The organism is Enterococcus sp. FR204 (genome assembly GCF_031143325.1).
Classification (GTDB): Bacteria; Bacillota; Bacilli; order Lactobacillales; family Enterococcaceae; genus Enterococcus_B; species Enterococcus_B faecium.
Map to the genome: position 1 here is coordinate 14,187 of NZ_JAKZIW010000017.1, position 14,881 is coordinate 29,067.

Annotated in this window: 11 protein-coding genes and 1 pseudogene; 3 read left to right on the forward strand and 9 right to left on the reverse strand. The window is 39.3% G+C overall.

Translation table 11 applies throughout. The features are described from left to right. Nucleotides 1-18: 18 nt before the first annotated feature. Nucleotides 19-894, reverse strand: coding sequence for a dihydrolipoamide dehydrogenase (locus RG571_RS05960; protein WP_230340902.1), 876 nt, complete (start codon nt 892-894; stop codon nt 19-21). A gap of 129 nt (nt 895-1,023) precedes the next feature. Here RG571_RS05960 and RG571_RS05965 point away from each other — a divergent pair, with 129 nt between their 5' ends. After that, nucleotides 1,024-2,931, forward strand: a complete 1,908-nt coding sequence (locus RG571_RS05965; RefSeq protein WP_002339108.1) for a M13 family metallopeptidase — start codon at nt 1,024-1,026, stop codon at nt 2,929-2,931. Nucleotides 2,932-3,471: 540 nt separating this feature from the next. On the opposite strand, the pseudogene RG571_RS05970 reads toward RG571_RS05965, so the two are convergent. The 5 genes and pseudogenes from RG571_RS05970 to RG571_RS05990 all read right to left on the reverse strand — a co-directional run bounded on the left by RG571_RS05970 (nt 3,472) and on the right by RG571_RS05990 (nt 9,138). Next, nucleotides 3,472-6,738 (reverse strand): annotated as a pseudogene (locus tag RG571_RS05970) (LPXTG cell wall anchor domain-containing protein). 271 nt (nt 6,739-7,009) lie between these two features. Then, a complete protein-coding gene (locus tag RG571_RS05975) occupies nt 7,010-7,555 on the reverse strand; it encodes a cysteine hydrolase family protein (protein WP_002291217.1) in 546 nt (181 codons plus the stop codon). An 11-nt stretch (nt 7,556-7,566) separates the two neighbouring features. Continuing rightward, nucleotides 7,567-8,259 carry a 5'-methylthioadenosine/adenosylhomocysteine nucleosidase gene (locus RG571_RS05980; protein WP_002291218.1) on the reverse strand — a complete coding sequence of 231 codons (693 nt, stop codon included), beginning with the start codon at nt 8,257-8,259 and terminating at the stop codon, nt 7,567-7,569. 18 nt (nt 8,260-8,277) lie between these two features. Further along, nucleotides 8,278-8,562 (reverse strand): cell wall synthase accessory phosphoprotein MacP, encoded by a 285-nt coding sequence (gene macP, locus RG571_RS05985; RefSeq protein ID WP_002339111.1) that lies wholly within the window; start codon nt 8,560-8,562, stop codon nt 8,278-8,280. A 12-nt stretch (nt 8,563-8,574) separates the two neighbouring features. Beyond that, entirely contained in the window at nt 8,575-9,138 is a 564-nt protein-coding gene (locus RG571_RS05990; protein WP_002325125.1) for an NUDIX hydrolase, read from the reverse strand. Between the two features lie 227 nt (nt 9,139-9,365). Here RG571_RS05990 and RG571_RS05995 point away from each other — a divergent pair, with 227 nt between their 5' ends. Next, on the forward strand, nt 9,366-10,061 hold the full coding sequence (locus RG571_RS05995) for a 5-bromo-4-chloroindolyl phosphate hydrolysis family protein (protein WP_230340903.1): 696 nt from the start codon (nt 9,366-9,368) through the stop codon (nt 10,059-10,061). Between the two features lie 123 nt (nt 10,062-10,184). After that, nucleotides 10,185-11,381, forward strand: a complete 1,197-nt coding sequence (locus RG571_RS06000; protein WP_002318484.1) for a toxic anion resistance protein — start codon at nt 10,185-10,187, stop codon at nt 11,379-11,381. Between the two features lie 99 nt (nt 11,382-11,480). On the opposite strand, the gene RG571_RS06005 is transcribed toward RG571_RS06000, so the two are convergent. From RG571_RS06005 to sapS, 3 genes are all read right to left on the reverse strand, one after another. Continuing rightward, complete coding sequence (locus RG571_RS06005; protein WP_002286768.1) at nt 11,481-12,857, reverse strand: amino acid permease; 1,377 nt, start codon at nt 12,855-12,857, stop codon at nt 11,481-11,483. A gap of 36 nt (nt 12,858-12,893) precedes the next feature. Continuing rightward, nucleotides 12,894-13,760 carry a GRP family sugar transporter gene (locus RG571_RS06010; protein ID WP_002286769.1) on the reverse strand — a complete coding sequence of 289 codons (867 nt, stop codon included), beginning with the start codon at nt 13,758-13,760 and terminating at the stop codon, nt 12,894-12,896. A gap of 88 nt (nt 13,761-13,848) precedes the next feature. Further along, nucleotides 13,849-14,874, reverse strand: coding sequence for a two-component system sensor histidine kinase SapS (gene sapS / locus RG571_RS06015; protein ID WP_002286770.1), 1,026 nt, complete (start codon nt 14,872-14,874; stop codon nt 13,849-13,851). Nucleotides 14,875-14,881 lie beyond the last annotated feature (7 nt).

Sequence of the window (14,881 nt, forward strand, 5' to 3'; positions counted from 1 at the left end):
GTTAATTTCAGCAAATTCTTAAGGAAGTGAAACTGTTCCGTTACTCCAACTGGCAGGAATGACTTTATGATAATCGCCCCAGTTGTCGTGTACTTTGTAATAACGTTCTCCTGTTTCAGTTTCAAAATAAGCGTACGCTGTCACCCAATGATTGCCATATGTACTGCCAAGTACTTTCAAAATACCAATCATCACAGGTTTGCCTTCACGTATACGTTTTGTAGCTCGCTGCCATGAACCTAGAAGAGTTGCTCGTGCACGCTCATGATTGCCATTCTTCTTTAAAAAACTAGAAATCCCTGTACTAACCTGAAAAGGAATCGTAGGAAGTCCTAGTGGTTGGATCTGGCTACGCAATGCCTTCGTCAAAACCAACGAATCAGCCGTATTTTTCTTGCGAATCTCATTTGGAAGCATCCACCCCTTACGATAGTCTTGATAATAGGCAAGGAGAACTGCTGCCGCGTAAGTACCACAAAGATAGCCTGAGGGGGTAGCCCATTTCTTATACCTCAAAAAACGTTCTTCTGGCAATCCCACCCAGCAATTTGCGAGTTCCTTTCCTGACCTTTTTTCTTCGATCAAAACGAGAATATCTTCTTTTCTGTTGATCCATCTAGATAACTCGATTGGCTCTTCATTGATCAGCTTCCATTTTTTACAAGAAAGACCCTCTTGATAAGTATATTTTGCTGGAGAATATTCTACCGGATGTCCTGATTGATCGATAATCACATAACTTTGATCTTCAAAAACCAGAGCTAAAAAAAGCAATTTACTTTTTCTTGACTGCAGCTGCTGAGTGCTGGCTAATTTTTTAATTTTTTTATCTACTTTGAAATATAAAGGTTTATCCACTACTTGATTCAGTTGGGATCGCCTCCTTTTTTTCATTATAAGTGAAGGATTGAAAAAAACAAATCAGTTTGATTGTTCGAATTTTCAATTTTTTATGTTCTATTTGTTAATTCCTTCATTTTGTAAGATAATGGGCACACGAAACAAAAAAGGAGCGATCGATGAATGAACAAAGAACGATTGAAACAAGATTTCTATGAAGCAGTCAATGAAGAATGGCAAAAAACAGCAAAAATCCCTGCAGATAAACCAGCTACAGGCGGTTTCCAAGATTTAGTTGACGGGATCGACCAACTTTTGATGGAAGAAACAGACGATCTGCTTGCCCATCCAGAAAAAGTGTCTTCAGAAAAAATGAAACATTTCCTTGCATATTATCAACTGGCAAACGATTATGACCGAAGAAATGAGTTGCATGCTCAACCACTTCAACCTATAATCGAAAAAGTTGAATCATTGCAGTCTTTCGACGAATTGAATAAGCAATTTCCAGAATGGCTGTTGGATACATTACCATTGCCATTTAATCTGGATGTAGATGCAGATATGAAGAATGCGCAAACGAACGCCTTCTTTGCTTATCCGCCTTCTTTATTCCTTCCAGATAAGACGTATTATGCATCAGACCATCCCAACGGTGCACAACTAATAGGCGTTTTCTTTGATATGGCTGTTCAGTTATTAGAGCTTGCCGGCAAAGAAAAAAGTCAGGCAGAAGCAATCACGGAACAAGCAGTGCAATTTGATAAATTGATTGCTCCTCATGTAAAAAGTGCAGAAGAAAACGCAGATTACAGCAAAATGTATAATCCGCAATCTTTTGATACATTTATTCAATACACAGATAAACTGGACTTGAAAAAACTTGTCACGGGTTTGATTGGGACAACTCCAGATAAAGTGATCGTAACTGATCCAGTGTACTTCGATCATTTGAATGACATCCTGACAGAAGCTCATTTTCCGTTATTCAAAAGCTGGATGATCATTAAAACAGTACGTTCTCTTAGTGGTTATCTATCAGAAGAATTCCGCCAAGTCAGCGGAATCTATTCTCGCGTATTGTCTGGAACAGACGAAGCAATGCCTCAGAAAAAAGCAGCGTATTACCTTGCCTCTGGACAATTCGATCAAGTAGTTGGCGATTACTACGGAAAAAAATATTTTGGCGAAGCTGCTAAAAAAGACGTAGAACAAATGGTGAAAAAAATGATCGCCGTTTATAAAAAACGTCTAGAAGAAAATGACTGGCTTGGGGATGCAACAAAAGAAAAAGCCGTCATAAAATTAAATAACTTAGGTATCCAAGTAGGCTACCCCGATAAGATCCCAGCATTATTCGACCAGTTCAAAACAGTACCTGCAGATCAGGGTGGTACTTTGCTTTCAAATACTCTTGTTTTCAGCAAACTCACATTAAAAGATCGTTTCAGCAAATGGAACAAACCAGTGGATCGTTCAGAATGGGAAATGAGTGCTGACACGGTCAATGCTTATTATCATCCATTTCGGAATGTGATCGTCTTTCCGGCAGCGATCCTTCAAGCACCATTTTACAGTCTAGAACAATCAAGCTCTGCTAATTATGGTGGAATCGGAGCTGTTATCGCTCATGAGATTTCCCATGCATTTGATAATAACGGCGCTTTATTTGACGAATATGGCAACTTGAACAACTGGTGGACAGAAGAAGATCTTACACAATTTCAAAACAAAGCACAAGCAATGATCGAAGAATTCGATGGTCTGCCTTTTGCTGACGGAAAAGTAAACGGAAAATTAACCGTTTCGGAAAATATTGCTGATGCAGGCGGTCTAAGCTGTGCATTGGAAGCAGCAAAAACGGAATCAGATCTTTCTATCGAGGAATTCTTTGTCAATTGGGCAACGATTTGGCGTACAAAAGCAAAAAAAGAATACCAACAACTTTTACTGCAAATCGATGTCCATGCCCCTGCTAAACTCCGAGCAAACGTGCAACCAAAAAACCTTGACGAATTCTATGAAACATTTGGTATCACGGAACAAGACGCTATGTATCTAGCGCCAGAAAAAAGAGTGCGAATCTGGTAAGAGGTTGTGCCAGAAGTGGTCAGCTTCAAGAAATAAGAAGGAATTGGGGAAAATTGCTTCTCAAATTTTTGTGACATTTCGGCTTATTTTTCGAAGAAGTTACTTCTGGAATACCATGTATCAGAGGTTGTGAAAAAGCCGCTTAGTTTCAAGTAGTAAGAAAAATTTTGTGAAAATGGCTTTCCACATTTTTGCATAAATTTGACTTACTACCGAGAAACTGGCTTTTGAACACCGTTTATCGAGAGGTTGTGAAATCAGCGTCCTGACCTGAGTATTAGAGAAAAAAACGGAAAAATAGTTCTTCATATTTTGCCGTTTGTTGAGCTAATACCGAGGGTCAGCTGATTGAACACCGTTTAGTGGAGAGATTGTGAAAAAGCTGTCCTGCATCAAGTAATAAGAACAGCCAATCAAAAGCAGCAAGGAGAACCTCATCTATAAAAAAATAGAAGGAAGTGAGACATCTATTGGTCTCATTTCCTTCTATTTTTACTTTCCTCAGTCAATTGTTTTACATCATAAAAGGAGAAATTCCACTTATTTTTTTCGCTGTTTCATGACATAAACAACTACACCGATTAACAAAATTCCTCCAGCTAATGCTAGCAACGGGTTATTAAATTCTCCCGTTTTTGGGAGTCCTTGAGTGCCATCTTTTTTACTTTCTTTTGCTGTCCTATCCGGATGAGAAGGTTTTCCATTTGGTGATTCATTTCCTGGATTTTCTCTTTCTGGTTTGTCATTTCCCGGGGGCACATCGGCAGTTTCTCGCACAGTGATCGCTTTTTGCTGGGTAACAGATTCTGTATGAGCAGACCATTTTTCCCCATCAAATATTTCCGAACGATAAGTGACTTCTAGCGTATATTCTCCTTTTGAAGGTGCTGAAAAAATAGCGGTATGATTAGAAAATTGAGCACTTGACTGTGTTTCAACGATTTGGATCTTTTCTGGGAAATAACGCATATCTTCAAAGACAGGCGTTCCTTGATTTGGTGTGAAAGTTGACACAAAAACTGTAAAAGGCTTCAGTTCAATGATATTTCCTTCTGCATTCTCCGCCACACCATTTGCTTCTTGTATAATAATCGGATTATTTTGTTCATTTGGTTTTGTCTAATTTGGTTCTTGTACGATTGCATACTCTGGATATTCCGAAGACGGTGAGGTTTCTCCGTCAAAAATAGCACCTACAGATAATGGAAGACCATCCACTCTTTCCTTTTCTGTTTGACGATTCCCCGGTTTAATCTGCATCAGTCCATGAACATGGATACTTCCATTTTCATAGCGCGTAACAGGCTGCTGACCTTCTTTCGAACATGTATTTAGAGACTCGATCCAATCTTTTGATACGGTATGTCCAAGAGTATTTTCTGATTGTTTCTCTCGTTCATTCCAATAGTAGTTCAACGAGTGGTAGATTTGATCTTCGTTTTGATTCAATGGGCGGATCTGCTCTCTCATCTCAAGATTCTCTGTTCGGAAAGATAAGATACCAGAAGCATGGTAGTCTGTGTTTCCTGCTGAAGAGGTATAAAGAGCCACATTATATGAACCGTTATTAAAACTTGTACTGCTATTGACGATAATATCTGTTCCGCTATTGGAATCGATTCCTTTCGCAAGATTTTCGAAAGACAAACTATTGATCAATTCATGAGGGCCCGTTAAAGAAGAACCGCCCATTTTGAATCCATTACCGTTACCTTCTCCCTCAATTCCCGGTACCCAGCCGTTTCGATAAGCAACTGAGTTTTTGATGATTACTTTTCCGATCGAACCTGTTTCATTTTTAGCAAAAAGGTCCCAACCGTCATCTGCATTATGATACGCGATACAACCGTCAAATACATTTCCTTCTCCTATTGTCAGTTTGGCCGCAAATCCATCGGCATCTTCAAATCCTGGATCGGCATTTTCAAAAGATGTACAGTTCTTGACTAAGTTATGCGCGGGCCATGCTTCGAAAGGATCATTTGAGCTACCGCTGATTTGGATTCCTGTATTTCCATTCCGATAAGCATGAATCTCTTCGATCAAATTATGATTTCCAGAAATCTGTAATCCTTTTTGCATAGCTGCACTATTTGTAATGTCAAACCCTCGTAAACCCCAGTAGTGACTGAACAGTGTCATCCCATTTCCAGTTCCTTTAAAATCAAGTACAGGACGCTTGTTTTCTGGATTTTTCTCTGCAATCAACTGAATCGGGTTTTCTCTTGTCCCGTTAACGCCTTTTGGAATCGTCAATCCTCTTTCGAAGGAATAAGTTCCAGGCGCCATGACGATTGTCTGCCCAGCATATGCGTATCTCAATGCTTGTGTTAGAGATAATGGATTTTGTCTGCTTCCGTTTCCTGCATCTGACCCTTCTGGTGTTACATAAACTGTCGAATATTTAGGTTTACGGTAGTCCACTATATGAAGAATCTCTTTTGTTTCATAACTAGTCATCTCTACGTATTCTTCTGGCGGATAGTTTTTATCTGGCGTAAAACTGAAAGTAAATTCGTTCGTTCCTTCCATCAGTTTTGTCTGATAATCAAATTCTCGATTCGCAGTGATAGCCAAGTCTTTTGCATTCTTAAGCACCTCTCCTGTTGCTTTATTTTTAATTGTCAATAATCCGTCAGCATTTGCTCTAAAGGACATAGTATGATCTTGGTTTCCTGAATGATTACTAGAGGTCACAGTGTAAATCGGATCAATCAAGCGAGTAGGTCTTTCTTGCCCAGGAGGATCTGTCGCAGGATCTGAGTAAGCAACTTCGATTCCTTCTACCTTGATCGTCATATTCCTTGCTGCAGCAAATCCTGCATAAATAACCGATTCATCTGAAGCGTATAATTTTTCCCAGTCATACATGACGTCAGAAGCCATTTCTTCTCCTGTTTCAGGATCGTAATAATATGCCTCTAAACCAGTATTCGTTTTTTTCATCTCTACGTCCAGTTTAGTAATCGAGTTCGTGGCCGGAAACAGATTCCCATGACCGTTTCCGAATATATTATAAGAACCTGTTTCTTTTTCCAAGAACCTTGCTGAAGTCTCTAAAGGTGTTGTTTCCACTGAGACACTCCCAGGAGCTGGCGCAGCTTGCGGATCTTCAGATGATATTCCTGTGATTGCCCGTGTCCCCAATCCAAGTCGCATCGTATATTTGCTGCCGCTCGTGTTGACCACTTCTTGTCTATCCGAGTCCCAGACATATTCGATCCGACTGCCTAGTATGGCAAATGAATTTGAATAAAATGCCTGCCCAAACAAATGATCTTTTGGTACTGCGTCTCTTACCATTAGAGCAAATCCTTCTTGGGCATTCGTATAGGTCCAAGATTCTATTTCGATCGTCGCCCGCATCCTAAAGTTGATGTCTTTGGGGATTGCTTGATAATAATAGGTCATTCCATCTGATCCGCTTGACTGGATTTTTCCGCCATTATTCGTGGAAGAGAGCCGCACGCCGTCTTCTAATGGTTCAATGGCATACCTACTAGCACTTGTGCTTTCTCCGAAAACAACCCCTTTCCACTCTTCATTTGCTTCTTCAGATTGCTTTTTTGTCTTTTCATTTTCTGATTCTTTCATCATAGGATCATTTCCTTCTTCCGTATCCATATCTTCACTAGTTCTTGGTACTTCCTCCATTGTTGACATTCCTTCAATGTTCACGTGTGCATTTTCTTCGTTCACAGACTGTTGTTCGTTAGCAGCAACTTCAACGACAGAAATTAAAACCGGGGTACTGAGCATAAGGAGATTCATCATTAGCGCACTGTATTTTATACGTTTTTTTAACAAGTGTATTCCTCCCGTAACAAATTAGAAAGCGTTTACTTAAAGTATTACCTAATTTATTTTCACTGTCAATAAAAAACAAAATTATAATAAGTGTATTTTATAAAAAGAAAAAATATAACTTAAGTTGTTGATAATAAAGAGATTTATTAACGTAAAAAGAATAATATTTTTTTAAAATAACGTATAAAAAAGAGCGTAAAACAAAGTCGTTTGTTTTATGCTCTTCTTTTATTATTTTGTGCTTTTTATTTTATCAAATCACTTTGTTTTTTTATAAAATTTCTGCGCCTAGTGTGGATTCAAAATGTCTCAATGCCCATTCATGTCCAACGGGATCGAAACTTGCCACGGCATCTTTGAAAATATGGAGTTTGTATCCAAGATTATACGCATCGACTGCTGTATGCAACACACAGATATCTGTACATACGCCGGTCAAATAAATATCTGTGATCTGGCGTTCTCGCAAACGGATGTCTAGATCTGTTCCACTAAAAGCGGAATAATGCCGTTTGTCTATCCAATAAACATTTTCCTCTTGCTCATAGTCTTGGTATAAACTTTTTAAAGAGCCGTACAATTCCCGTCCACCCGTTCCTATCACATTATGCGGAGGAAATAAGCGGTTCTCCGGATGAAAGGAATCTTTTGGATCATGCGCATCAATGGCAAAAACGACAAAATCCTTTTGATCAATAAACTTCTTTGTATGAGCAGTCAGCTTTTTTTCAATTACTTGTCCTGCTGTCCCAGTAGTCAGCTTTCCATCCTCTGCAACAAAATCATATGTGTAGTCAATCGAGATCAATGCGTTCATCTTAGTCCTCCTTATACGAGATGTTTGACAAATTCAATCACCATTTCTGCTGATCGTTTGCCTGCGTCTTCGATAAATTCGTCAAAGCTTTGTGTCGCCGAGTGATCTGCTGTGTCGCTCATTGCACGTACGATCAAAAATGGGATATTGAACTGACGAGCTGTTTGTCCAACAGCGGCTCCTTCCATTTCGCAAGCTAATGCTTCAGGGAAATTCGTTAAGATTTCTTTGATTTTATCTGGCGAGTCGACAAATGTATCACCTGTAACGATCAATCCTTCTTTTGCGTTCAAATTCGTTGCTTTTGCTGCTTTAACCATTTCACTGCGCAAATATGTGCTTGCTTCATAATATAGAGGCATTCCTGGTAATTGTCCTGGTTTGTAGCCAAATCCTGTTGCATCTGCATCAAAATAAGCTACTTTGTCTGATATAACGATGTCACCTACTTGTAAGCCTTCACCGATTCCGCCAGCTGAACCTGTATTGATCACCATGTTCACGCCGTATTGTTGGATCAACAGACTTGTGGTAATAGATGCTAAGACTTTTCCTATACCGGAACGTACAACGATCACTTCGTGGTTACCTAATGAACCTGAAATAAATAAAGCGCCTGCGCGTTCCCATGATAATGGTTCGCTTAGGTTCTCTCTCAAAATTTTTACTTCTTCTTCCATTGCGCCGATAATACCGATTTTCATCTTTTTAATTCCTTCTTTCTATATAAATGCGATTGCTAAAAAAACCACACATAACATTAGGATAACAATAATAAGAGATTTCATCAAAAAAGAGTTCCATTTGGTCGTCTTTTCCCGTTCGCTGATCCTTGTTTTCGTGATTGGTTTATTCTTTTTGCTTTCTTTACGATAAAAGCTAGCAATCTTTTTTTCTTCTTGCTGATAAGCTGTTTCTGCTTTTCGCTGTTTTTTTAATGACTCGCTTGCTTGTGCTTGTTGTCGCTTGCGAAGTTCGCTTCGCGTAATAAGCGGTCCTCTGGCCATAAGCCGATCCCTCTACTTTCCTTTGGTCAATAGTTCCCAGTATTGAATCGCATAAATCGTCTTTGCATCACAAATCAACTGATCTTTCATCGCTTGTTGCGCCTCTTCAAGAGTTAGATGATACAACTCCAGTACTTCGTCTTCATCTTGTGCTAAAGGATTCTCGACCTTCTCTACCCCTTGTGCATGATAAATATGAAGGACTTCATTTGCAAAACCTGGTGAAAGATACATCGAAGTAAGATGGCTCAGCGACTTCGCACGATAGCCAGTTTCTTCTTCTAATTCTCTAGCTGCTGTCATTTCGGGATTTTGTCCTTCTCCTGGATCGATTTTTCCAGCTGGAATCTCCAAAATCACTTTTTCTAAAGGTTTTCGAAATTGTTTGACAAGAAGCAGTCGATCTTGTTCGTCAAAAGCAATGATCCCAACACCGCCAGGATGAAATACCAGTTCTCTCTTCGAAGTTCCTCCATCTGGCAAACGAACTTCGTCTACAGCAACATCAATAATTTTTCCGCTATAGATTTCTTTGCGACTGATTGTTTTTTCTTCAAATTGCTCATTGTTCAGCATATCTTCTCCTGCTTTCTTTGTAATCATAACTGCTTTTTTTTCATTTTTCAATTTTTCTCAAAAATTCCTTATTAGTTTACCATAGATAAACCTTAGATTTTCTCTAAATATAGAAAATCCTTCTTTAGTCCGATACTCTTTCTAGTAGTCCGTATGCTAAAATAAGTATGTAATCGAATAACGAAAAGAATTCAATACTCAACGATAAATGACATGGAGGGTTTATTATGATAAAACGAAATTGGCCGTGGCTTCTAGCATTGGTCTTGCTATTTCTCTTTGTCCGAAACAATAGTTTTTCTTTTGTTCTAGGACTTTTATTGATAGGTGTAGTTTTAGTTTTGTGGGGACTCTTTGGTTCGCGCAGGAAAATTTTGTGGGGACTCTTTGGTTCGCGCAGGAAAAAGGGAAAACAAGAAGAAATTCCTGCACTGACTGACGAACTTGAAACTCACTATGAAAAAAGCGGTATGACAGCGAATGAAATTTCATTTTTTCGACAAACAATGAATCAAACAAAAAATGAGATCAATCAATTGCAAATGAATATGCAGCAGACAGCCAAACTTAAAGCAATCGATCTCCGCCATGATCCAGTCAAAGCAGCAAAAGCTTTATTCAAAGAATTGGTGAAAGAACCAAACCGACTGCATGAAGCAAGTCAGTTTCTTTATACGCATCTGCCGAATCTAGTTGATTTGACAAATAAGTATAATGAGATCAATGACCATGAGATCAAAAACAAACAGACCTATGAAAAACTAGAAGAAAGCACGCAGATCATCGACCAGCTGTCAGCTTTAATCGCACAAGATTATCAAAAATTCGTTGCTGAGGATCTAGATGATATCGATGTAGAGATATCTGTTGCGAAACAGAGCTTAAAGCGTGATAATAAATATGAACCAGAACAAAAGGATTAACTCTTTTGTTCATAAAAGAAGACTCGGAACATTCAGATGATGTCTGGCTGTTTCGAGTACTTTTTCTAAAGTAGAGACATTCATGTAAGAATCGAGAACAGATTCAACAAGGAGGAATTTTTTATGGATCATAAACCGACTGAAACAAAAGATGTTACACCAGTTAACGATACACTTGAAGATTTATTGAACAACCCGTTTTCAACTCCAATAGATACGCTGACCACTTCACAACAAGCGGAGATTGATCAGCTCCAAGAGCAACAGACAGCTGCTCGTTTAATTGACAAACTACCGGCGGAACGCCAAGAACAAGCTAAACAGCTAGCAGCAAAAATCGATGCTAATGATGCACAGTCTGTCATCAGCTACGGATCGGCTGCCCAAGCAAAATTAAGTGAATTCTCACAATCGATGTTGAATCATGTGCAAGCACAAGATATTGGTCCTGTAGGAGATTCCTTAACTGAACTGATGTATCGTCTCCAAGAAGCCAATCCTGACGAACTGCGTGCCGGAGAAGGGAACATCTTCCAGCGTGTCTTCGGGAAGGTCAAACAATCGATCTATGAAGTGACAGCAAAATATCAAAAGATTGGTGCACAAATTGACAAGATTTCAGTGAAATTAGATAAAGAAAAAGACGGTCTGCTAAAAGATAATCTGATGTTAGAACAGCTTTACCAGAAAAACAAAGACTATTTTGATGCACTGAATATTTATATCGCTGCTGGAGAATTGAAAATGGAAGAACTTCAAACAACGATCATTCCAGAAGCGATGAAAAGAGCAGAAGAAACTGGCGATCAGATGGATGTTCAGATTGCCAATGATTACACGCAATTCCTAGATCGTCTGGATAAACGTACGCATGATCTTCGCTTAGCTAGACAGATCACGATCCAGCAAGCACCACAAATCCGTTTGATCCAAAACACAAATCAGGCCTTGGCTGAAAAGATCCAAGCATCTATCGCTACAGCCATTCCGCTGTGGAAAAACCAAGTCGTGATCGCATTGACCTTGCTTCGTCAAAAAGATGCAGTAACTGCTCAACGCCAAGTCTCTGAAACAACAAACGACTTATTGAAGAAAAATTCAGAAATGCTGAAAATCTCAGCCATCGAAACAGCGAAAGAAAATGAACGTGGAATCGTGGATATCGAGACCCTTCAAACCACTCAAAATGATTTGATCGAAACAATCCAAGAGACATTGCGTATCCAAAAAGAAGGAAAAGAAAAACGTCGTCATGCAGAAGTAGAGCTTGGACACATGGAAGAAGATCTGAAACAAAAACTGTTGGATTTAACCCAATAGATCACCTTTCGCTTGTTACTAAAACAAACGCCCATCAACAGTGTAATAAACTGTTGATGGGCGTTTTTCTTATCTTTCTTCTAACTTCTCCATTGGAGTCTATTTCTCATTCATCTTGCTGTGTCCATAGCCATAGCCAAAATAAATGATCAGTCCAATAACCATTACGATACCGAACACGATCCATGTCACAGTTTGCAGACGAAGCATCAATACAATACAAGTCAAGATGGAGACGATTGGCAATAGCGGAACGAATGGCACTTTGAATTCTCCAGCTTTTGGCTTGCCAAACATTTTTCTCAACTTCAGTAAGCCTAGACTAACAAGCATCAAATAGGCGAGCGCCATGATATTCGTTAGTTCCGCTAATACATTCAATGGGAAAAATCCGGCAAAGAATACAGCTGCCACACCAGCGGCATAAGTCGCTTTTTTCGGTGTACGATGCTTTTGATCGATTTCTGTCATAAACTTAGGAAGTAAGCCATCCTTGCTGACAGCAAACAGTAAACGAGCAAGTGAATACATCATCGAGATCGTTACCGTCAGTAGCGTTAAAATTGCCCCTACAGCGATCACCGCGCCCACTGTTCCATGTCCTACATACCTCATTGCAAAAGCCACTGGGTCATTGACTCCTAGTTCAGTATACGGAACGATTCCTGTCAAGATCAGCGTCACGATGATGTAAAGGACAGTAGCAATCAGTATCGAACCAATGATTCCTCTTGGCACATCTTTTTGCGGGTTTTTGACTTCCTCGGCTGCCATTGCAACGGCATCAAATCCCAAGAAAGCAAAAAACACAAGAGCTGCACCATCTAGCACACCGGAAAAACCAAAAGGCATGAATGGCTGCCAGTTATCAGGTTTAACGAAAAATATTCCTACAATGATAAACAACGCGATGATACCAAATTTGACATATACCATGGCATTATTCAAACGTAATGCTTTCTTGGCTTCAAGCGACACGATGTAAGTGACGAATATCACTACGAGCACCGCAATCAAGTCAATGTATGTACCATTTTCCGGATTGTACCCGCCAGTTAATGCTTGTGGAAGTTCGGCCCCTAAACTTTTCAAAAAACCTTGCATATAGCCAGACCATCCGGAAGCAACAGAGGAAACTGCTAGTAAAAATTCCCCGATCAACAACCACCCTGTCAGCCAGGCAGCAAATTCACCAAATACAACATACAGATAGGCATATGGCCCACCAATCACTGGCACTCGCGAAGCAAATTCTGCGAAACTTAATCCAGACAAAATGACAACGATTGCAGCTAAGACAAATGAAAGTGACAGTGCTGGACCAGCATTTTGATTGGCCGCAACCCCTGTCACCACAAATATTCCCGTACCGATGATCGCACCAATTCCAAGCATGATCAAATCAGACGTTTTTAGTTCTTTTTTCATCTCACTCGTATGATTGAGATTGATCTCTTTCTTACGAAACAAATCCATTGAAGTTCCTCCCCATTTTAGGTTGGAAAACAGCGATTAAACTGTTTTCATATACCCTAAAAGGATACCACCTAAAATGACTAAAAGGCAACCAACAATAACATAAATGAGCTCTTTTTTCGTTTTTCTTTCGCCAAGGATGAAAATCCCACCTAAAGTAGAGATAATGATCCCCATTTGTGAAAGTGAGAAGCCAACAGCTAAACCAAGTGATTTGACTGTTAGAAGCATGCAGATGTTTCCTAAGCCCCATAATAATCCACAGATCATGTTTTTCCACACAAACTGATCGACTTTAACTTTACGGAAAGCAAAGAAGCTTGCGCCTAAGATCATTCCGATACTTTGAGGTAAGATAATTGACATCGCATCCAAATTCGCCCAGTTGACGATGATGGTATATACACCATAACCAATCGTAGAGAAGATCAATGCTCTAAAACCCTTACCAAAATCAAGCATTTTATTATCTGTATCTATTTTTCCTTCGTCATCTTGTCGGGCAGTCAAATACGCACCGCTTACAAGAAGAGCTAAAGCAATAATACCGTATACATAATCTTTCGTTTGTGTCCATTCATGGAAGAAAACGGCTCCCGCAATCGTATTCAAAATTAATTGAAAACCAGTAGACAATGGTAACCCTACAGAAACACCCATGTACTTCATTCCATGGAACTGTCCATTTTGTCCAACACTCCAAGCTAAGCCGGATAAAAATCCGATCAAGAAAATCCAAGGGGTGATTACAGGACTAACAACGAAAAAGACAACTAAAGAAAACAGAAATGCACCGATCGTCATTCCTAGTGTTTGTTGATTGGCATCGCCACCAATTTTACCACTTACTAAACCAATACTACCCCATGCCAACATAGGGACTAATGCTATTAAAATTTCCATAACCAATCTCCTTTTATTTCACATGATAAGAAACTTATCAGCGAAAACGTTAACAACACAAGCACTTTTTTTCGTTTCTAACGATTTTCTAACGTTTTTCATTATAAAAATTTAAGATTGGGAAAAATAAAGTCATTGTTGTCCCTTTTCCTTCAGTTGATTCAGCCGTCAAATGGATACCTAATTTTTCGGCCAGATTTTTTGCTAAATAAAGTCCTAATCCTGTTGAATGTGTTTTGCTAAGTCGACCATTTCTCCCAGTAAATCCCTTATCAAAGATCCGTTTCAAGTCTTCCGCTGGGATACCGATCCCTGAATCTTTAACTGAAAGGCTGACTCCTTGTGCTTCCTTTTCTATGCTCACAATGATGTTTCCGTGATCCGGCGTATATTTGATGGCATTACTAAGCAATTGGTTGAAGATAAAAGCGATCCATTTAGCATCGGTCAAAACAGTATGATCCTCACCAACGATCTCGTAGCGAATATTTTTTTGGATAAAATAATTTGCCTGACTGCGTATCACAGGCTGAATGATTCCTTTTAGTCCATATTCTTGGATGAGGTAGTCCCGCGAAAAACTGTCTAGTCTTGCATAATACAAAACTTGTTCTACGTATTCATCGATTTTTGATAATTCATTTTCTAGTAATGTATACTTTTGATCGTCAATATCGAACTCGATCGAACGAACTAGCAATTTAGAAGCGGAAAGTGGCACTTTGATTTCATGGACCCATGAGTCAATATAATCTTTTTGGTCTTGTTGATTACTGATTGCTGATTGCATTACTTCTTGGTGTTCACGGATCAGCTGATTGATATATTCTTCCACAAGTTTTTCTTCTTCTGTTCGTCCACCGCTCAAATAGTTTTGCAAAGGGGAAGTTTTTTGTATGTCGGCTAATTTTCCCCACCATCTTCTCTTGCTCAAGTAACCACCCAGCAGATAAAAAATCAGAAAGACGCCCTCAATCAAAGCTAAATAAGCAATTGTGCTCAAATCAACTTTGATGTTTGGCGCCAGCCACATCACAAAGATCGTCAATGCAATAAAAAACAGCCATCCCAAGATCAATGTCCACTGATCTTTCAAATATTTAAAAAAATTCATCTTAACC